The sequence below is a fragment of the Pseudomonas sp. Y39-6 genome (genome assembly GCF_023651955.1).
Taxonomy (GTDB): Bacteria; Pseudomonadota; Gammaproteobacteria; order Pseudomonadales; family Pseudomonadaceae; genus Aquipseudomonas; species Aquipseudomonas veronii.
Map to the genome: position 1 here is coordinate 2161213 of NZ_CP069594.1, position 19505 is coordinate 2180717.

A 19505-nucleotide genomic window follows, 5' to 3' on the forward strand; every position below is an offset into this window, starting at 1 on the left:
TGAGTGGCTCATGGATTTAGGGATCGATCGACAAGCCCTTGTACCGGTGGTGCAGCAAATCGTCAGCGCGGTGGCGGAATGGATTCGCAAGAGCGGGGTCAGCCCCGGTACACGCTTGCCGTCCATCCGCCAACTGGCCCTCGACAACCTGCTCAGCCAGTCCAGCGTGATCGAGGCATTCGAGCGCATGGAGGCCCAGGGCCTGCTGACCTCGAAGCAGGGCTCCGGGTTTGTGGTGGCGCAGCCGCCGGTGGCTCAGGAACGCCACTGGTATGAAGGCGCGGAGCGAGAGTGGGGCGCTTTCACCGACAGCCCGTTGGGCGAGTTGAAACTCGGCTGCGGTTGGCTGCCGGACGCCTGGCGCGAAAGCGATGACATCAGCTACGCGATCCGCGAAGTCAGCCGCATCGATACCGGCGGCCTATTCAACTACAGCACGCCACTGGGGCTGCCGGCGCTGCGCGAGCAACTGCTCAAGCGCCTGACCCAGATTCACGTGGCCACCAGCCTCGACCGCATTCTCACCACCCATGGCGCCAGCCATGCCCAGGACCTGCTGATCCGCACCTTGCTCAAGGCCGGCGACACGGTGGTCGTGGAAACCCCCGGTTATGGCAACCTCTTTCGTCAGTTGGCCTTCCACGGCGTCACGCTGCTGGAAGTGCCGCGTACCCAGGGCGGCCCGGACGTCCCGGCGCTGGAAGCCCTGCTGCGTCGCCATCGTCCCAAGTGCCTGTTTATCAACAGCCTGTATCACAACCCCACCGGCACCAGCCTGTGCCGCAAGGTGGCCGAGCGTTTGCTGGCGCTGGCGCACAGCGAAGACTTTCTGATCATCGAAGAAGATGTCTACGCCGACCTGCAACACGCCAGTTGCACGCGGCTCTCGGCGTTGCCCCATGATGACCGGGTGATCTATGTCTCGAGTTTTTCCAAGACCCTCAGCAGTGCCCTGCGCGTCGGCTACCTCAGCGCCAGTTCGCCGATCATTGCGCAATTGGTACACCTCAAGACACTCACCGGCATCGGCACCTCGCGTTTTGCCGAAGCGGTGATGGCCACGTTGCTGGCCAACGGCACCTATCGCAAATGGGTGCAGCGCCTGCGCAAACGCCTGAACGCGCAAATGGCCGCGACCTTGCAGGTGCTGGAGGATGAGGAATGGCAGGTGTTCGCCGTGCCCGCCGGCGGCATGTTTGTCTGGGCGCGGCCTCGCATGGCCGACCGTTCACGCTTGCAGGCGTGTGCGCGGCAACTCGGCGTGTTGATGTCGCCGGGGGCGCTGTTCAGCCCCACGGGTGAACACAGCGAGTGGCAGCGCATCAATGTGGCCTATGCTGCTGATCAGCGGGCCCTGGCGTTGTTCCGCGCCACGGGGCCTGCCAGATCGACCTCGACCATTCTGAAAACGACGAGTGTGTAGCTTTTTGCCATTATTGTGGCGCCAACGACTTGTGTTCAGGGCCTTGGGGTTGCGAATCTCGCTGCTGGGAAACCGGACTTGATGGCATCCGCCATTGCAAGAGGATTCAAGTGCAATGATTTCGGCCGTGCAACGACGTTTCGCCAACCTCGGTATGGCGAAAAAACTGGGTTTGGGCTTCAGCCTGGTGCTGCTGTTGACTGCGTTGGTCGCAGCGATTGGCGTGTGGTCCCTGCAAACCGTTGGCCTGCGTTTCGAGGGCCTCAAGAGCATGTCTTCGCTCAACAGCGGGCTGCTCAAGGTGCGTTTGATCGAGCAGGACTACGCGCTGCACGCCGACCCCAAGTCCGTCGACGCCCTGCATGAGCAAGTCGACGCCTTGGCCGCCCTGGCCGCCAGCCTCAAGGCCGAGTCTGCGACCAACGTGCCGCTGATGACCGAGGTCGAACAGGCCCTGGCGGCTTACCGCAAAGCGTTCGATGAGTTCGTCGAACTGACCCAGACCAAGGACCTGGCACTGGAAATGGCCAGTTGGTCGGTGTCCAGCGTGGCCAATAACCTCGATGTGTTGCAGGCCGGCCTGGCCGACGATGGCGCCTATGGCCTCAAGGAAAGCCAGGGCAAGGAGGGCGCCGAGTTTATCGAGCAGGCGGGGCAGGTCAGCCAGGTTTCGCGGTTGATGCTGCAAGCCATGAACGAGGCCCATGTGCGCCTCGATCAGAGCCGCAAAGGGCAGGAAGACAACGCCGAACAAGGCAAGATCGAACAGGCCGAGCAGGCGCTGGCCCAGGTCGAATTACTGAAGACCTCGGTCAAGGACGCCGGTTACCAGACGGTGCTCAATGAGGTCGGCGGGCATATCGCTGCGTTCAATGAAAAGCTCGGCGAATACACCGGCCTGCTGGCCCAGGAAAAAGTGGTCTACAAACAATTGCATGATCGCGCCGACCAAGTGGTCGGCCGCGTCGACCAGGCGTATGCCGCCGAAGATCAGTCGATGCAGGCGCAGTTGAAGAAAAGCGCGCTGCTGATCATCGGCTCTTCGGCCCTGGCGCTGTTGATGGGCTTGATTGCGGCCTGGGTGATTACCCGGTTGATCGTCGCGCCGCTGCGCCGGGTGATCGCGGTGGCCCAGCAGATCGCAGCCGGCGATTTGAGTGGGCGCATGGACGTCAGCCGCCGCGATGAAATCGGCCAGTTGATGCAGGCGATGCAACAGATGGGCAGCGGCTTGAGCGATATGGTCAGCAGGCTGCAAGCGGGCATCGAGCAATTGGCCAGTTCGGCGCATTCGCTGTCCAGCGTCACCGAGCAGACCAACATCGAGGTCAGCAGCCAGAAGGAAGAAACCGAGCAGGTCGCCACGGCGATGAACCAGATGACCGCCACGGTCCACGATGTGGCGCGCAACGCCGAAGAGGCCGCACAGGCTGCGCAGACCGCCGATGACAAAGTCGACAGCGGCCAGCAGGTGGTGCGCCAGAGTTTGCAGCGCATCGAACAGCTGGCCACGTCCAGCACCAGCGCGAGCGCCAGCATCGACAGCCTCAGCAGCGAAATCCAGAACATCGGCAGCGTGTTGAGCGTGATCAAAAGCGTGGCCGAACAGACCAACCTGCTGGCGCTCAACGCAGCCATCGAGGCCGCGCGCGCCGGTGAGCAAGGCCGTGGTTTTGCGGTGGTGGCCGATGAGGTGCGGGCGCTGGCCAAGCGCACCCAGCAATCGACCGAGGAGATCGAGCGCCTGGTCGGCACCTTGCGCAGCGCCGCGCAAGCGTCGGTGCAGCAGATCCAGCAGAGCGGCGAGTTGGTGAAGCTGGCCGTCAGCGATGCGCTGGAAACCGAAAGCGCGCTGGGCAGCATTGCGGTCGCGGTGTCATTGATCCAACAAATGAATCAGCAGATTGCGGCGGCGGCCGAGCAACAGAGCTCGGTGGCCGAAGAGATCAACCGCAGCGTCACCAGCATTCGCGCGAGTGCCGATCAATCGGCGTTGAGCATGCAGGGCAATGCCGCGTCGAGTATTGCGCTGGCGCGGTTGGGCGCGGAACTCAAGGGCATGGTGGGGCACTTCCGCCTTTGATCGCCGCCGCCGGGCCGCGATCAAAGGGCCGGGGCGCGATCAGGCGTGGTTGGCGAGGAAGGTCAGCAGCGCTTCATTGACGAAGTCCGGGTTCTCGCGGCTGGAGATATGCCCGGCGTCGGGAATCAGGCTCAGGCCGCAGCCGATCAGGCTGGCCATCTGCTCGGACTCGGCGGGTGGGCGAGGCGTGTCCTGTTCGCCGCACAGCACCAGGGTGGTGTCGGCGTCCAGGCGTGACAACTGCTCCAGCACATCTGCGCGGCTGAAGATCAGCCGGCCCAGGGGCACGACGCTGTCCAGCAGGCGCGCCGTGGGGTAGCCCTGCAAGACTTTGCGGAAATCCTGGTACAGCGCCGATGCGCGGTCGATACCCGGGCGGAAAAAGATCGGCGCGACCACATCCAGCAGCGGCTCGGGGATGGCGCCGGCGTCTTCGATCATCTTGAACAGCGAAAAGTAGTGCTGGCGCGTGGCCTCGGGTTCGGCGCCGAGGTAGGTGTCCATCAGCACCAGGCTGTTGACCCGCTCGGGTGCCAGCAGGGCCAGGCGTGCGCCCCACATGCCGCCGACCGACAAACCCACCAGATTGACCTGGGCAATCTGCAACTGGTCGAGCAGTGCCAGGGCCTGGCGCGCCAGGTCGTCCAGGGAGCGCGTGTGCGCCGGCAGCGGCCCGGACTCGCCGTGGCCCCACAGTTCGGGGACGATCACGCGGTATTGCTGCGACAGCGCTTCGATCTGCGGTGCCCACATGTCGCGGTCCCACAGGTAACTCGAACCCAGCAGGACGACCGGGCCGCGGCCCTGGTCAACATAGTGCAGCGGTTGTCCATCAATCACGGCGACAGGCATAGCGGGCCTCTAACTTCACGGAGTGAGGGGGACTTTTGTACGCGAGTCGGCGGCGAGGGGATAGATGCTAAATGATGGCATGTGGCGAGGAGCGCTCGCCACATGGGGTGAGGGAGGTCAGTCGTAGATGACTTTTTTCTTCCATTCGGCATCGGTGTCGGCGACTTTCAGGCCTTCGGTCAGTTCGTTGACTTCATCTTCCGCCGGTTTGCTGTTGGTCAGCACTGTGGAGTTGGCGCGCGCCAATTGACTCTCCAGCAATTGCAGTTGCTCTCTGTAGATCGCCGGCTCAGGCTGTTTGCGCAGGTACTGCACGCCGCGCTCGAAGGCCAGGCGCGCCTGGCCCGGCTGGTTCTGTTGCAGGGCATGCTGGCCGAGGTTGTTGAAGAACTCGATGTGCAGCAGGACCAGGATGTGGCGAATCTCCCTGATCCAGTGCTTGGCTTCATTGGCCGGCAGGAAACCGTCCTGGGCGGCGCGGGTGACCTGACCGTGCAGGGCTTCGAGCAGGAAGCGCACGTCCTTGGCCTTGGCTTCGGTCTGGATCGGGCCGGGCGGGTTGTTGACCGGGATCGATTCGCCCTGGGCCACCAGCGCATTCAGTTCGGCGATCCGCGCCTTGAGCGGTGCGCTGGACTTGTTGAGGTGCAACAAGCGCTGGTTGACGTTGAGTTCCAGGCGGGTCAGCAGCAGCTTGAGTGCCGGAGTCATCAACTGGCCGGGGAAGGTCTCGGTGATTTCACCACAGCGACGCAGCCGGTCATTAAGCTCGATCACGGTGCGTTGCTTTTCCAGTTTGTTGTTTTCCACCACATGGTTCATATAGCCAATGGCGATCAGTATTGCGATCCCGGCTATTACCAGCAGGGTGATCATGAGTGGTGTCACCGGTGCGACCTCTTTATAGGGTTTGCTGTTGAGTGTAGTGACTGAGACATCTGCCGGATAGGACTGTTCGACCAGTTGCCCAGGTAGTTTCTTCTATATACGTAAGCATTCCCTGCGTAGATGCACAATGCCATCAGTTGCTGAGCGAACTATAGCGTCTTGTCGGGCGCCAGAATATAGGCGTCAAGGCGCGGACGCGCAGAATGCCCGCACGGGTCTGGAAAGGGGGGCGAAGTCATTGATTTAAATAAATTTATCCTGGGGGGTTGACGACCTTTCAATCCATCCATAGAATGCGCGCCACTTGCAGCGTAAAGCACACAGCGAAACGCGGCAGGGAGTGAATGTTGTACGTGTGTCCCCTTCGTCTAGTGGCCTAGGACACCGCCCTTTCACGGCGGTAACAGGGGTTCGAGTCCCCTAGGGGACGCCAATGCGGGAATAGCTCAGTTGGTAGAGCACGACCTTGCCAAGGTCGGGGTCGCGAGTTCGAGTCTCGTTTCCCGCTCCATTTTTAAGCAGTGTTGCCTTCGGGCGGCATTGAGTGAAACCAGGACCAAGTCTTCGGACGAGGCCTCTGGGCACTGAAATACACACCATGTGTTTCAGTAGCGTGTCCCCTTCGTCTAGTGGCCTAGGACACCGCCCTTTCACGGCGGTAACAGGGGTTCGAGTCCCCTAGGGGACGCCATTTGCGGGAATAGCTCAGTTGGTAGAGCACGACCTTGCCAAGGTCGGGGTCGCGAGTTCGAGTCTCGTTTCCCGCTCCAATTTTTGATTCGCAGTGTCCATGGGCCTGGGAGTCAGCGAAAAAAAGACGCTTCGGCGTCTTTTTTCGTTTCTGCGATAAATCAAATATTGCATCTGCTGAGGGTGGCTTGAGCGCTTCGGGCTATCCGGCACACCTCAACCGCACCTGCACAAAAAACAATGCCCTCCATAGAGGAGGGCATCGGTTTGAGGTTGGCTGCATCAGTCCCGTCAGCTAGCGTCCATGCCGTTCAATCGGACACGAGCGTGTGCGCGCAGCGTTCGGGCTTGATGGAAACGGCCTAGAGCTTTTTCGCCATGTCACGCAGCATGAACTTCTGGATCTTGCCTGTCGACGTCTTCGGCAGCTGTGTGAACACCACCGTGCGTGGCACCTTGAAGCCCGCCAGGTGTTCGCGACAGAAGCTGATGATGTCGGCTTCGCGGACGTTCTGGTGGTCGGCCTTGAGGGTGACGAAGGCGCACGGCGTTTCACCCCATTTTTCATCGGGGCGGGCGACGACCGCGGCTTCGAGGATTGCCGGGTGGCGGTACAGCACACCTTCGAGTTCGATGGTGGAGATGTTCTCGCCGCCGGAGATGATGATGTCCTTGAGCCGGTCGCGGATTTCGACATAGCCGTCAGGATGGGTCACCGCCAGGTCGCCGGTGTGGAACCAGCCGCCTTCGAACGCTTCGGCGGTTGCCGTCGGGTTCTTCAGATAGCCTTTCATCACCGTGTTGCCCCGCATGAAAATCTCACCGATGGTGTGGCCATCATGGGGGGTGGGTTCGAGGGTTTTCGGGTCGGCGACCATCACGCCTTCCAGGGTCGGGTAGCGCACGCCCTGGCGCGCCTTGATCTGGGCGCGTTCTTCCAGGGGCAGCTCATCCCATTCCGAGTGCCAGGCGCACAGGGTCACTGGGCCGTACACTTCGGTCAGGCCGTAGACGTGGATCACCTTGATGCCCATTTCTTCCACGGCGCCGATGACCTTGGCGGGTGGCGCCGCGCCGGCGACCATCGCGTTCACCGGGTGGTCGATGGCAGCCTTGGCCGAGTCGGGCATGTTCACCAGGGCGTTGAGCACGATTGGCGCGCCACACAAGTGGGTGACCTGATGCTCGCGGATCAGGTTGAGGATTCTCTGTGGGTCGACGCGGCGCAGAAACACATGGACCCCGGCCAAGGCCGTGATGATCCACGGGTAGCACCAGCCGTTGCAGTGGAACATCGGCAGCGTCCACAGGTACACCGGGTGGTTGCCGATCGCCCAGATCATTTGGTTGCCCAGGGAGTTCAGGTAGGCCCCGCGGTGGTGGTAGACCACACCCTTGGGGTTGCCGGTCGTGCCCGAGGTGTAGTTCAGCGAGATGGCTTGCCATTCGTCTGCAGGCCACTGCCAGGCGAAATCCGGATCGCCTTCGGCGAGAAACGCCTCGTAGTCCAGGTCGCTGACCGGCTGGCCTTCGCCGTATTCCGGGTCGTCGACGTCGATGACCAGCGGCGGATGGTCAAGCATGCCGATGGCCGCGTGCACCACATCGTGGAACTCACGGTCGGCGATCAGTACCTTGGCTTCGCCATGCGCGAGCATAAAGGCGATGGCCTCGGCATCCAGGCGCACGTTGAGGGCATTGAGTACCGCGCCAATCATCGGCACGCCAAAATGCGCTTCGAGCATGGCCGGGATGTTGGGCAGCATGACGGCCACGGTGTCGTTTTTGCCGATCCCGCGACCGGCCAGGGCCGAGGCCAGGCGCCGGCAACGGCTGTAGGTTTGCGCCCAGGTGGCGCGTATCGATCCGTGGATCACGGCAGGGTAATCGGGATAAACGCTGGCAGTGCGTTCAATGAAGCTTAAAGGCGAAAGAGCAATGTGATTAACGCTGGTCGGCTCGAGGCCTTGGTCGAAAATGGACATGGTGCGGATACCCGGTGGCTGATTATTAGCTCTATTGTTCGAGACGCTGGTAACGGCAGTTAAGCTGACGGTGCCGGCCTTGAGGCTTTATCGTTGGCACGCCGGTCCCTGCGGGAAAAGCTCAATGACTTCTCCGGCGGCTTTTATATACTGTCCGCGCAGATATATGGAAGTACTACCTGTGTTGTATAGTATATGTACTATATCTTGATGAAACGCTTCCGCTGACCTCGACGTTCCCCTCCCTGTATAGGTTCCATGATGATCGGCAACTCCGTGCGCTTGACAGGCGGTTCGCCGCTGCTCAGGCATGACCCGCAGCCGAGTCTGCTGCTCGATGCCCAGGCTCGGCCGCTGGAGTTCAACGCCGCGCTGCTGGCGTTGCTTGAGCAGTTGTCCCTGGTCGATTGTATGAACCTGTTGCCGATCAATTGCTTGCCGCTGGTGCAGGCGTGCCTGGGGCAGCAGCGGGCGATCGAAAACGTCGAGGCACAGTTCGCCGAGCGCATTCTGGTGTGGACGTTCATTCCCGACCCGGGTGAAAACCGCGTGCTGGCGCGCTGCCGGGAAGCCAGCGCGCAGATTGTCGCCGAGCGCGAATCCACCAAGGCGCGGCGCCTGTATCGGCTGATCATCGAAAACACCACCGACCTGATTTCCCGGCACACCCCGGATGGCGCTTTTCTCGACGCTTCACCGGCTTCCTGGGCCTTGCTGGGCTATTGGCCGGGGGAATTGCGCGGGACTCGGGCACAGCGCCTGTTCCATCGGCAGGGCTTGGCGGGGTTGGTGCGGCGCGCCCGGGAGGGCCTGGAGCAGGACGGTTATTACACCATGACCTATCGCATCCGCCATCGCCAGGGCCATTACCTGTGGTTCGAAACCGCCTGCCGGGCGATCCGCGAGACCTACACCGGCGCGGTGGTGGAGGTGGTCAGCGTGTCCCGCGACATCACTGCCAGGGTCCAGGCCGAGGAAACCACCCTGACCGAACGCGAGCTGCGCGAGGCCCAGCAACGCCATCATCAGGACGAACTGGCGCACACCGCGCGCGTGGTGACCCTGGGTGAACTGGCATCGGGTATCGCCCATGAAATGAATCAGCCGCTGGCGGCGGTGGTCAATTACGCCAACGCCAGCCAGCGTTATCTGGCCGCGATGGGCAGCGATTCGCCGGCGGCCGAACGGGTGGCTCAAGGCCTGGAACGGATCTCGGTGCATGCCAATCACGCCGCGCAAGTGATCAAGCGCTTGCGTGCGTTTCTGCGCAAGGGGCGCCGCCGCATGGAGGCGCTGAACCCCGGCGAGGTCGCCCGCGAAGCGGTGCGCCTGTGTGCCTGGGAGGCCAGCGATTGTCAGGTGACGATCGAGGATCGCCTGCCGGATAATCTGCCGCTGATTTACGCCGACCGGGTGTTGCTGGAACAGGTGCTGCTGAACCTGCTGCGCAATGCCATCGAGGCGAATCGCGAAGCCCATCCCGGCCAGCCCTCGCTCATCGTCATGAGTGCCTTGGCGCAGCGTGACGGGTGGGTGCAGATCGACGTGAGCGATCAGGGCCCCGGTGTCTCGCCGGCGCAGTTGGAACAGATATTCACGCCGTTCTATACCAGCAAGGCCAATGGCCTGGGCCTGGGCTTGTCCATGAGCCGCAGCATTATCGAAGGCTTCGGTGGCGAGTTGCAGGCCGAACCGATGCCGGTCGGGCTGCAAATGTGCTGCCGCTTGCCCACGCTCGCGCAGAGCGGCGCTCCACAATAAGAAGAGGAATCAAGCGATGGTGAGCGTGACGGAACAGGTGGTGTATGTGGTGGATGACGACCAGGGGATGCTCGACTCGACCGTCTGGTTGCTGGAGTCGGTGGGCCTCAAGGCGCTGCCGTTTACCAGTGGCCGCGAGTTTCTCGACGCCTGCGACAGCCGCCTCAACGCCTGTGTGCTGCTGGATGTACGCATGCCGGGCATGGGCGGCCTGAATGTTCAGGAGCACATGCGCAGCCGTGATTTGCACCTGCCGGTGATTTTCGTCAGCGGCCACGCCGATGTGCCGATTGTGGTCCGCGCGTTCAAGGCCGGGGCGCATGACTTTATCGAGAAGCCCTACAACGAACAGTTACTGCTGGACAGTGTCCTGCAGGCCCTGAACAAGGCCGATCATCGCCAGAGCCTCGGTGAAGGACCGGCGCGGGTACAGGCGCGGCTGCAGCAACTCACGCCACGCGAGCGCGATGTATTGCTGCCGTTGGTGCAGGGTTATACCAACCGCGAAATCGCCGAGCAGTTGGGCGTCAGCGTCAAGACCATCGATCTGTATCGCGCGCGGGTCATGAAGCGCATGGCGGCCAGCCATTTGCCGGAGCTGGTGGGGATGGCGATTGCCGCCGGCCTGGTGGACCCCCTGCAATTGCGCTGATAGGCCTCAGGCCACGGCAATCTGCAGGCTCGGCCGGTCGCTGGCCCTTGTTGCCAGCACGCGCTCGATGGCGCCGGTCAGCAGGTTTTCCAGTAACTCGGTGCGTTCGGCATCATCCAGCGCCTGCCCGGCCAGCCAGCTCGGCGCATTGTTCAGCAGCGTGGCGATCGCGTGGCCGGCCGCTTGCAGGGCGTGGACACTCAGCCGCCGCGGTCGCCCGAGCATTTGCAGCAGTCGGCGCTCGTATTGTTCGCGCAACTGCCGGACCCGTAGCTGCTGGTCTTCCGTGAGGCAGCCGCAATCACGCTCCACCAGGCGGAAGTGCCATGGCATCTCTCGATGCAAATTCAGGTGGGCGTGGATCAGCCGTTGCAGGTTGTCCTGGCGTGAGCGCGGCCGTTGCTCGACGCGCCCCAGGGTGGTCAGCAGTTCTTCGTAGAACTCTTCGATCCAATCCAGCAGCAGGTGCTGCTTGCTGGGGTAGTGGTGGTACAGCGAGCCTGGGGTCAACCCCAGGCTGCTGGCCAGCTCGCGCATGCCGACTTGACCGAAGCCTTTACTGGCGAGCAACTCCAGGGCCTTGTTGCGGTGTTCGCACAAGCGCGAGCGATACTCAGCCATAGGTATGGAAGCCGCGCCCGGTCTTGCGCCCCAGGTAACCGGCGGCCACCATTTCCTTGAGCAGCGGCGCGCTGCGGTATTTGCTGTCCTGGAAGCCCTCGTAGAACGCTTCGAGGATCGCCAGCAAGGTGTCCAGGCCGATCAGGTCGGCCAGGGCCAGCGGGCCGATCGGCTGGTTGCAGCCCAGGCACATGCCGGCGTCGATGTCTTCGGCGCTGGCCAGGCCTTCCTGGAACACCAGGATCGCTTCGTTGATCATCGGCACCAGAATCCGGTTGACCACGAAACCCGGGCGGTTGCCGGCGGTGATCGCAGTCTTGCCCAGGTGCTGCGCCAGCTCGATGGCCTGAGCGTGGGTCGTGTCGCTGGTCTGCAGGCCACGGATCACTTCGATCAGGCCCATCACCGGCACCGGGTTGAAAAAATGCAGGCCGATAAAGCGCTCCGGGGCGTTAACGCCGGCCGCCAGTTCGGTGATGGACAGCGAAGACGTATTGGAGGCAATCACGCATTGCTCATCGACATGAGCGGCGATCTGTTGCAGCACGCGCCGCTTCAGTTCGAGGTTTTCCGTGGCGGCCTCGATGACCCATTGGGCATTCGCCAGGCTGGCGTAGTCGGTGCTGGTGCGGATCTTGCCCAGCGCCGTATGCTTCTGGGGTTCGCTGAGGATGCCCTTGCTGACTTGGCGATCGAGGTTCTTGCCCACGGTGGCCAGGGCTTTTTCCAGGGCGCCGGCGGAGATGTCCAGCAAGGTCACGTTGATGCCGGCCACGGCGCAGATCTGGGCGATGCCGTTACCCATGGTGCCCGCGCCGATCACGCCGATATTCTGCAGATTCATCGTCAGTCTCTCTTCAATTGTGCGCTGCCGTCGCACGGCAGACATGCCTTGCAATACGGTCCATTGGGCGAGAGTCTAGGGCCCGACAATGTGGCGGCCTATGCCGAAACCTGTCAGTTGTATTGGCGTTTCTTACCATGTGTCCGCTACAGGAACTCAGAATGATGCCCACCCGGGAAAAGGATTCGGTTGCCGTCTACTTCGTGCAGGTCATGATCCATGCACTGCGCGATCAGCCCGAGCGGCTCGCCGCGGTGCTGTGCGAAGCGGGCATCGCGCCAGCGTTGCTGACCCAGCCCGAGGCCCGGGTGCCGGCCAGCGCGTTTGCGGCGTTATGGCTGATTCAGATCCGTGAGTTGAACGACGAGTTCTTCCGCCTGGACTCCCACGGCATGCCGCCGGGCAGTTTCGCCCTGATCTGCCGTGGCCTGATCCAGGAGCCGAACCTGGGCAAGGCGCTCACCCAGTGCCTGGCCAGTTTCGCCCTGTTCCTGCGCGACTTTCGCGGCAGCCTCAGCGTGCATGGCAAGCGCGCGGTACTCAGCCTGGAAGTTGGCGGCGGCGATGAGGACACCCGGCGTTACGGTGAGGAAACCTTCCTGGTACTGATGATCAGCCTGCTGTGCTGGCTGGGCGGACGCCGCGTGCCCATCGATCGCGCCGACTTTCGCCATGTGCGTGCGCCGCTCAGCGACGATCAATTGCTGTGGGGCTACAACCTGACGTTTGGCGCGGCCCGCACCGAAATCGAGTTCGCCAGCAGCTACCTGCGTCTGGCCGTGGTGCAGGACCTGGCGTCGCTCAAGGTGTTTCTGCGCAGCGCGCCGCAATGGCTGGTGATCCGCTTTCGCAACCAGGACGGCATGGCGACCCAGGTCTACCAACGCCTGCGTGGCAGCCACTACAGCCAGTGGCCGGCGCTGGAGGATCTGGCCGTGGATTTGCACATGAGCCCCAGCACCTTGCGCCGCCGATTGGAGCGCGAAGGTTGCTCGTTTCAGGAGATCAAGGACGAAGTGCGCCGCAGCCTGGCGCTGGAACTGCTCTGCCAGACGCGCGCCAGCATCGGTGAAATCGCCGCGCAATGCGGTTTTCAGGAACCCAGCGCATTCCATCGCGCGTTCAAGAAGTGGACCGGCGAAAGCCCGGGGCGTTACCGCGAGCGGGTCCAGGGCAAAGTGTCGCGGCCTGCGCGCCTGGACGCCTGAGTCATTTTCGGTTGAGCGCCGCGTCGCGGTAAGTCCTGGGTAACTCGCCGGTCCATTGGCGAAAGGCCCGGGTGAACGCCGAAGGGTCCGAGAACCCCAGCTGTTGCGAGGTCTGGTTGATCGACATCGACGTCTGGCTCAAGTAGTGAATGGCCATGTCGCGGCGTACCCCGTCCTTGAGTTTCTGGAACTTGCTGCCTTCGGCCAGCAGCTTGCGCCGCAGCGTTCTTTCCGTCAGGTGCAGCTCACTGGCGGTGCTCTGGATGGTGGCCTTGGCGAGATCGCTGACGTTCTCCAGGTGGTCCAGCACCCGTCGCGTGTAAACCGGGTAATAGGCGGGGCGGGTGAACCAGTCCACCGGTGCGCGCTGCAGGTGGTAGGCCAGGGTTTCCGCGGTTTGTACCAGCGGCGCGGTGAGCATCCGGGCGTCGAACACCAGGCAGGTCTCGGGTTGGTCAAAATGCGTGGGGCACGGAAACATCAAGCGGTATTCCGCTGAATGGGCAGGCTCGGGATGGTCGAACGTCACCCGCTTGAGCGTGATCCGCTGGCCGATCAGCCAACTGGGGAAACGATGCCAGAGCAAGAGTAAAAAACCCCTCAACAGGTAACCGGGGTCCAGGCTCGGGTCGCTCAAGGCCATGGAAAACATGGCCTCATCACCGACGACTTTCAGCTCCAGGTGCAGGGAGTCGTTCATCACGTTGTAGAAATGGCTGAGCTTGTAATACACCGAATGCAGGTTGTGCGAGTGGATCACTTGCTTGGCCATTATCGCGAAGCAGCCCTTCGGGCAGCGCTGTGAACCCGCGCCGAAAAACTCATCATCACTCAAGCGCCACACGGCCTGCATCAAGCGACTGAACTGGTCGGGGGTGATGCGCAGGTGCAGGTTGTCCAGGCGCTTGCGGCTGATGCCGGCTTCCTTGAGCAATACCTCTTCGTCCAGCGCGAGGCGGCGCGCAGCCGTCATCAGGATGTGGGCGAAGTACATGGAGATGGAATAACGCTCGATGCCCATCGTTCAGGAGTCCGGCAGCAGGGGAGGTTAGTTTAGCCAAAAGTGACTGTCCGTTTATGTCTGTTTTTCGACTGATTTGGTAATTGCCACGCGGGGCTGGATCGGAGGAAGCTGAATAGAGCTTTGCGCTGCTGGCTCCGTCCCTGCTTGCTACCGACCCGGGTGTTTAAGGTAATGGCCGTTTTGGTCAATTACCCGGCATGGGGTCGCGGGCGAAGGGTGTAGCGGCCTGTCTAACGAGTGAATGAGGAAAGTAACAATGAGTGGTTATGCCCATCCGTACCGCGACACCGAATTCGTGCTGGAGGAACTGGTCGGATTTGAACAGTTGTGCGCGAGCGCCCAGCTTCAGGATGTCAACAGCGAGTTGGTCAGCGCCATCTTGAGCGAGGCAGGCCGCTTGGGCTCCGGCGTGCTGGCGCCGCTCAACCGGGTCGGTGATACCCAAGGTACGCACCTGGGGGAACATGGTGTGCAAGAGGCACCGGGTTTTGCCGAGGCATATCGGCAATTCCAGGAAGGCGGCTGGCCCTCGTTGACCGCTGCGGAGCAACACGGCGGGCAGAACCTGCCGAACGTGATCGGCACGGCCGTCAATGAGATCTGGCACTCAGCCAATATGGCGTTCGCCTTGTGCCCCATGTTGACCCAAGGCGCCATCGAAGCCATCGCCCATCACGGCTCGGCCGAACTGCAAGGCGCCTACCTGGAAAAACTGGTGAGCGGCGAGTGGACCGGGACGATGAACCTGACCGAGCCGGATGCCGGCTCCGATCTGGCGGCCATCAAGAGCCGCGCCGTGCCCCAGGGCGACCACTATCTGATCACCGGGCAGAAGATTTTCATCACCTGGGGCGATCACCAGATGACCGACAACGTCGTGCATTTGGTCCTGGCACGTTTGCCGGATGCGCCGGCGGGCGTCAAAGGCATTTCGCTGTTCGTGGTGCCCAAGTTCCTGCTCGATGCCCAGGGCCAGCCGGGTGTGCGCAACCGCGTGCAGTGCATCTCCCTGGAACACAAACTGGGCATTCATGGCAGCCCGACCTGCGTGATGAATTTCGGCGATCCCGAAGGGGCCGTCGGTTATCTGCTTGGCGAGCCGCACATGGGCCTGGCCTGCATGTTCACCATGATGAACCACGCCCGCCAGAGTGTCGGCCTGCAGGGGCTGTCGATTGCCGAACGCGCTTACCAGCAGGCCCGTCAATACGCCAAGGACCGTCTGCAGGGCACGCGCAAGGATGGCAGCCGTTTCTCGATCATCCACTTTCCCGATGTGCGCCGGATGCTGTTGCAGATGAAAGCGTCCATCGAAGCGATGCGCGCGTTGTCGCTGGTGGCCGCCGCCGAAGTCGACCGTGCCGCGCATGCGCCCACGCCGGAACTGGCGCGCCATCACCAGGGGCGGGTCGATGTGTTCACCCCGATCGTCAAAGGCTGGCTGACCGAACTGGCCCAGGAGGTCACCTCCCTCGGCGTGCAAATCCACGGCGGCATGGGCTTCATCGAAGAGACCGGCGCGGCGCAGCATTATCGCGATGCGCGCATCCTGACCATTTATGAAGGCACCACCGGCATTCAGGCGCTCGACCTGGTGGGGCGCAAGACCCTGTTGAACCAAGGCGCGTTACTGAACAGCCTGCTCGAGGAAATGGATGAAACCGTCGAGCAACTGCGTCACATCGATGCCCTCGACTATCAGGCCGTGGCACTGGCCGCCGCGCTCGGCGCCGGGCGCGAGGCCTTGTCGCGGTTACTCGACAACGCCAAGCACGACGCGGATTGGGCCGGCAGTGTCAGCGTCAACTTTCTGATGCTCTTCGGCTACCTGTCGGGCGGCTGGCTCATGGCGCGTTCTGCTGTGCAGGCGCATGCGCAGTTGGAAGCCGGCACGGGCGATGCGGCCTTCCTCAAGGCCAAGGGCGTCAGCGCACGCTTCTACGCGGAGCAATTGTTGCCGCGGGTACACGCATTGTTGGCGGCGGTCAGCGCTGGGAGCGCGAGCATCATGGCGTTGGATGAAGAACAGTTCTGACAGCGCGTTGATTTTTGTGCCTAACTTTTTTGAGGTTCACCCCATGCATCACCAGCGCATCCGCCTGGATTCCTTGCACGAAAAAATCATGAGCGCGGCGCAGGCCGCCGCGTTCATTCAAGACGGCATGACCGTGGGCATGAGTGGTTTCGGTGGCGCAGGGGACGCCAAGGCCGTGCCGCTGGCGCTCATCGAACGAGCGCGGCAGGATCCGCTCAAGATCAACCTGATCACCGGCGCGAGCCTCGGTCGTGGCCTGGACGGGCAGATGGCCGAGGCCGGGCTGCTGGCGCGGCGCATGCCGTTTCAAGGCGACCCGGTGCTGCGCAAGGCGATCAACGAAGGCCGTGTGGTGTTTATCGACCAGCACCTGAGCGAAGTGGTCGAACAACTGCGTGACGGCAGCCTGCCCAATCCGGATATTGCGGTGATTGAAGCGGTGGCGATCACTGAGCAGGGCCATATCGTGCCGACGTCTTCGGTCGGCAATTCGGCCAGTTTCGCCCAGACGGCACGGCAGGTCATCGTTGAGCTGAACCTGGCCAGCAGCCCCTATTTCGAAGGGATGCATGATATTTTCCTGCCCCACGGGCGCCCTGGCCGCGGGCCGATTCCGGTCATCCGCGCGGATGATCGCATCGGCACCCAGGCCATCGAAATTGACCCTGCCAAGATCGTCGCCATCGTGCTCTGCGACACGCCGGAATCTGCGATTCCGATGCTGCCGCCCGATCATGAGACCCAGGCGATTGCCGACCATCTGGTGGCTTTTTTCGAGCAGGAAGTGGAGCACAAACGCTTGGGCAGAAGCCTGGCGCCGTTGCAGGTCGGCGTCGGCTCCATTGCCAACGCCGTCATGTGCGGGCTGATCGATGCGCCGTTCACCGACCTGGTGCAGTACTCGGAGGTGTTGCAGGATTCGACCTTCGAATTGCTCGACGCGGGCAAGCTGAAGTTTGCCTCCGGCTGTTCGATTACCTTGTCCGGCCCCTGCGGCCAGCGGGTGTTCGGCAACCTGGGAAAATACGCCGACCGCCTGGTGTTGCGGCCCCAGGAAATTTCCAATAACCCGGAAGTGATTCGACGCTTAGGCGTGATTGCCATCAACACCGCGCTGGAGTTCGACCTGTACGGAAACGTCAATTCCACCCACGTCTGTGGCACGCAGATCATGAATGGCATCGGCGGTTCGGGAGATTTCGCCCGCAACGCGCTGCTGTCGATTTTCGTGACCAAGTCGATCGCCAAGGACGGTGCGATTTCCCGCGTGGTGCCGATGGTCAGCCATGTCGACCACACCGAGCATGACGTCGATATCCTGGTGACTGAGCAAGGGCTGGCCGACCTGCGCGGCCTGGCGCCGAAAGAACGGGCCGAGTTGATCATCAACCACTGCGTGCATCCGGATTATCGCGAGGCGTTGCGCAGCTACTTCAAGGCCGCGTGCGCCAAAGGTGGGCATACGCCGCATGTGTTGAGCAAGGCCTTGAGCTGGCACATCAATCTGCAGGAAACCGGTTCGATGCAGGCGGCCGCCGTCGGCGTCTAGGGTGTCTGCGCCAACTGAAACAAGCCCGCCGTTGCGGCGGGCTCCCGCCGCATTCAGAGCTGCGGTAACTGACCGACCCGCGCCATCATTTCGGTGACGATTTGCAGGTCGAGGAGGAACTGCTCGACCGTCTTGAACTCATTGTCGGTGTGCCCGGTGTACTTCTCTTCCGGGCGTGCCAGGCCGAACTGCACGCCGTTGGGCAGTTCATGCACGGAGGTGGCGCCGGCCGAGGTGCCGAACGCGTGTTTCATGCCCAGGTTTTCCGTGGCCACCGCCAACAAGGCCTTGACCCACTCACCTTCCGGGTTGCGGTACATCGGTTCGGCGATCGAGTAGGTGAAGTTCACGTTGACCTTGGTTTTCTTGTCCCAGGCGCTGAGCTTGTCGGCAATTTGCGCTTTGAGTTTCTCCGGCGACTGACCCTTGGGCACGCGCAGGTTCACCGCCAGCTTGAAGCTCTTGTCGTCGAGGTCGACGAACGTCAGCGAGGTGGTCAGTGGGCCCATGAAGTCATCGGCGAAGCCCACGCCCAATTTGCCGCCCAGGTAATCCAGGCCCCAATTGTCGGCGGCATAACGCGCCGCGTCGGTGATGTGGTTGTGCTTGAGGGCGATCTTGCCATCGACGCTGTGGATCAGCTCCAGCATGCGCGCAACCGGGTTCACCCCGGATTCCGGTTCGGACGAATGCGCCGAGACCCCGGTGACCGTCAACTGCACCTGTTTGCCGACCACCTTGGCGCTCACCTGGAAGTCACCGCCATTGCGCTCGGCGTATTGCGTACCGGCCTCTTGCAGGCTGGCCGCCAACTCGGCGGGTTTGTCGCTGAGCAACGTGGCGACCGACGCCGAGGGAATCTGGTTGGTGGCCTTGCCGCCGGTCATGGCGATGATCTCTGCGCCTTTGCCTTCGCCTTTGCGGCGTGGGAAGGTGGCCATGATCGTGCCGTAACCTTTTTCGGCAATGACCACCGGGTAGCCGCCATCCAGCGCCAGGTTGTACGGCGGCGTCGGGTTGCGTTCGAAGTAATAGGGGATCGCGTCGCCGGAGGTTTCCTCGGTGGTGTCCACCAGCAGCTTGAACGTGCGCGCCAGCGGCAGCTTTTCTTCCTTGATCACCTTCATGGCGTACATCGCCACCACGATGCCATTTTTGTCGTCTTCAGTCCCGCGGCCGTACATGCGGTCGCCAATCAGCGTGACCTTGAACGGATCGAGCCGGGTGCCGTCTTTCAACACCCAATTTTCCGGCGTCACCGGCACCACATCCGCATGCGCGTGGATGCCCACCACTTCATCGCCGTTGCCTTCCAGGGAGATTTCGTACACGCGGTTATCGATGTTACGGAAGTTCAGGTTGAAGGCTTTCGCCAGGCCCTGCAGCTTGTCGGCGATCTTGAGGAATTGCGGGTTTTTGTACTGCGGCACGCCGTCGACGTTGAACGTCGGAATTTCCACCAGCTCGCGCAGGGTCTCGGTGGCGGCCTTGGCGTATTTCAGCCGCGCATAAATGCCCAGCAGGCGATTGATTTCGTTCTGTTGCTCGGCGCTCAGGGGGTTGTGCTCGAGAAAGGCGCTGATCGCCGGCCCCGTATCGCTGGTTTTGCCCAACTCGCCCTGGGCCAGGGTGCCGAGGAAACCGTTGAAGTCAGTGACCGAGGTTTGGCTGAAGTCCTTCAGAATCGCCGTGCTCTGCTGTGGGGTGATGTTGGCGAAAGCCGGGCTGACGAAGGTCGAGAGGCTCGCGGCGAACACGCTGGCGGCAGCCAATTGCTTGAGTGGAAAGTACATGGCGGGACGCATTCCTTTGCTGGTAGTGAGTGGGGGATTTCTGATCATTAAGTCAGAAATATTTCCACACACTACCACCACAGGGACTGAGAATGGC

Annotated in this window: 14 protein-coding genes, 4 tRNA genes and 1 pseudogene; 12 read left to right on the forward strand and 7 right to left on the reverse strand. The window is 62.2% G+C overall.

Annotation, left to right across the window (positions count from 1 at the left end; genetic code table 11):
* Nucleotides 1-10: 10 nt before the first annotated feature.
* The 3 genes and pseudogenes from JN756_RS09945 to JN756_RS32350 all read left to right on the forward strand — a co-directional run bounded on the left by JN756_RS09945 (nt 11) and on the right by JN756_RS32350 (nt 3506).
* Nucleotides 11-1423: an aminotransferase-like domain-containing protein gene (locus tag JN756_RS09945; protein ID WP_201022064.1), complete on the forward strand. Its 1413-nt coding sequence runs from the start codon at nt 11-13 to the stop codon at nt 1421-1423.
* A gap of 1060 nt (nt 1424-2483) precedes the next feature.
* Nucleotides 2484-2645 (forward strand): annotated as a pseudogene (locus tag JN756_RS32345) (HAMP domain-containing protein); the annotation flags it as partial.
* Between the two features lie 18 nt (nt 2646-2663).
* Entirely contained in the window at nt 2664-3506 is an 843-nt protein-coding gene (locus tag JN756_RS32350; protein WP_371928132.1) for a methyl-accepting chemotaxis protein, read from the forward strand.
* Between the two features lie 39 nt (nt 3507-3545).
* Here the strand turns inward: JN756_RS32350 and JN756_RS09955 are convergent, their stop codons facing one another.
* Nucleotides 3546-4358 carry an alpha/beta fold hydrolase gene (locus JN756_RS09955; RefSeq protein WP_201022065.1) on the reverse strand — a complete coding sequence of 271 codons (813 nt, stop codon included), beginning with the start codon at nt 4356-4358 and terminating at the stop codon, nt 3546-3548.
* Nucleotides 4359-4475: 117 nt separating this feature from the next.
* On the reverse strand, nt 4476-5246 hold the full coding sequence (locus JN756_RS09960) for a hypothetical protein (protein WP_046384177.1): 771 nt from the start codon (nt 5244-5246) through the stop codon (nt 4476-4478).
* A gap of 357 nt (nt 5247-5603) precedes the next feature.
* On the opposite strand from JN756_RS09960, the gene JN756_RS09965 reads away from it, so the two are divergent.
* From JN756_RS09965 to JN756_RS09980, 4 genes are all read left to right on the forward strand, one after another.
* Nucleotides 5604-5679: transfer RNA gene (locus JN756_RS09965), tRNA-Glu, on the forward strand.
* Nucleotides 5680-5681: 2 nt separating this feature from the next.
* Nucleotides 5682-5757 (forward strand) — tRNA-Gly (locus JN756_RS09970).
* A gap of 104 nt (nt 5758-5861) precedes the next feature.
* A tRNA-Glu gene (locus JN756_RS09975) sits at nt 5862-5937 on the forward strand.
* A gap of 3 nt (nt 5938-5940) precedes the next feature.
* Nucleotides 5941-6016 (forward strand) — tRNA-Gly (locus JN756_RS09980).
* Nucleotides 6017-6298: 282 nt separating this feature from the next.
* Here the strand turns inward: JN756_RS09980 and JN756_RS09985 are convergent.
* The gene (locus JN756_RS09985; RefSeq protein ID WP_017846813.1) at nt 6299-7921 is read right to left on the reverse strand and encodes an acyl-CoA synthetase; all 1623 of its coding nucleotides are present in this window, start codon (nt 7919-7921) and stop codon (nt 6299-6301) included.
* Between the two features lie 261 nt (nt 7922-8182).
* On the opposite strand from JN756_RS09985, the gene JN756_RS09990 reads away from it, so the two are divergent.
* The gene (locus tag JN756_RS09990; RefSeq protein ID WP_108524435.1) at nt 8183-9682 is read left to right on the forward strand and encodes a PAS domain-containing sensor histidine kinase; all 1500 of its coding nucleotides are present in this window, start codon (nt 8183-8185) and stop codon (nt 9680-9682) included.
* Nucleotides 9683-9698: 16 nt separating this feature from the next.
* A complete protein-coding gene (locus tag JN756_RS09995) occupies nt 9699-10334 on the forward strand; it encodes a response regulator transcription factor (RefSeq protein ID WP_201022066.1) in 636 nt (211 codons plus the stop codon).
* A 6-nt stretch (nt 10335-10340) separates the two neighbouring features.
* Here the strand turns inward: JN756_RS09995 and JN756_RS10000 are convergent, their stop codons facing one another.
* A complete protein-coding gene (locus tag JN756_RS10000) occupies nt 10341-10955 on the reverse strand; it encodes a TetR/AcrR family transcriptional regulator (RefSeq protein ID WP_017846816.1) in 615 nt (204 codons plus the stop codon).
* Nucleotides 10948-11799: a 3-hydroxybutyryl-CoA dehydrogenase gene (locus tag JN756_RS10005; protein WP_017846817.1), complete on the reverse strand. Its 852-nt coding sequence runs from the start codon at nt 11797-11799 to the stop codon at nt 10948-10950. Before JN756_RS10005 ends, JN756_RS10000 begins: the two co-directional genes overlap by 8 nt.
* A gap of 161 nt (nt 11800-11960) precedes the next feature.
* On the opposite strand from JN756_RS10005, the gene JN756_RS10010 reads away from it, so the two are divergent.
* Nucleotides 11961-13007, forward strand: a complete 1047-nt coding sequence (locus tag JN756_RS10010; protein ID WP_046384175.1) for an AraC family transcriptional regulator — start codon at nt 11961-11963, stop codon at nt 13005-13007.
* Nucleotide 13008: 1 nt separating this feature from the next.
* Here JN756_RS10010 and JN756_RS10015 read toward each other — a convergent pair whose 3' ends face one another.
* A complete protein-coding gene (locus JN756_RS10015) occupies nt 13009-14028 on the reverse strand; it encodes an AraC family transcriptional regulator (RefSeq protein ID WP_046384174.1) in 1020 nt (339 codons plus the stop codon).
* A gap of 259 nt (nt 14029-14287) precedes the next feature.
* On the opposite strand from JN756_RS10015, the gene JN756_RS10020 reads away from it, so the two are divergent.
* Nucleotides 14288-16066: an acyl-CoA dehydrogenase family protein gene (locus tag JN756_RS10020; RefSeq protein ID WP_201022067.1), complete on the forward strand. Its 1779-nt coding sequence runs from the start codon at nt 14288-14290 to the stop codon at nt 16064-16066.
* 43 nt (nt 16067-16109) lie between these two features.
* On the forward strand, nt 16110-17615 hold the full coding sequence (gene scpC / locus JN756_RS10025; RefSeq protein WP_057005314.1) for a succinyl-CoA:acetate CoA-transferase ScpC: 1506 nt from the start codon (nt 16110-16112) through the stop codon (nt 17613-17615).
* Between the two features lie 53 nt (nt 17616-17668).
* Here the strand turns inward: scpC and JN756_RS10030 are convergent, their stop codons facing one another.
* Nucleotides 17669-19408, reverse strand: a complete 1740-nt coding sequence (locus tag JN756_RS10030) for a dipeptidase (protein WP_201022068.1) — start codon at nt 19406-19408, stop codon at nt 17669-17671.
* Between the last annotated feature and the right edge of the window lie 97 nt (nt 19409-19505).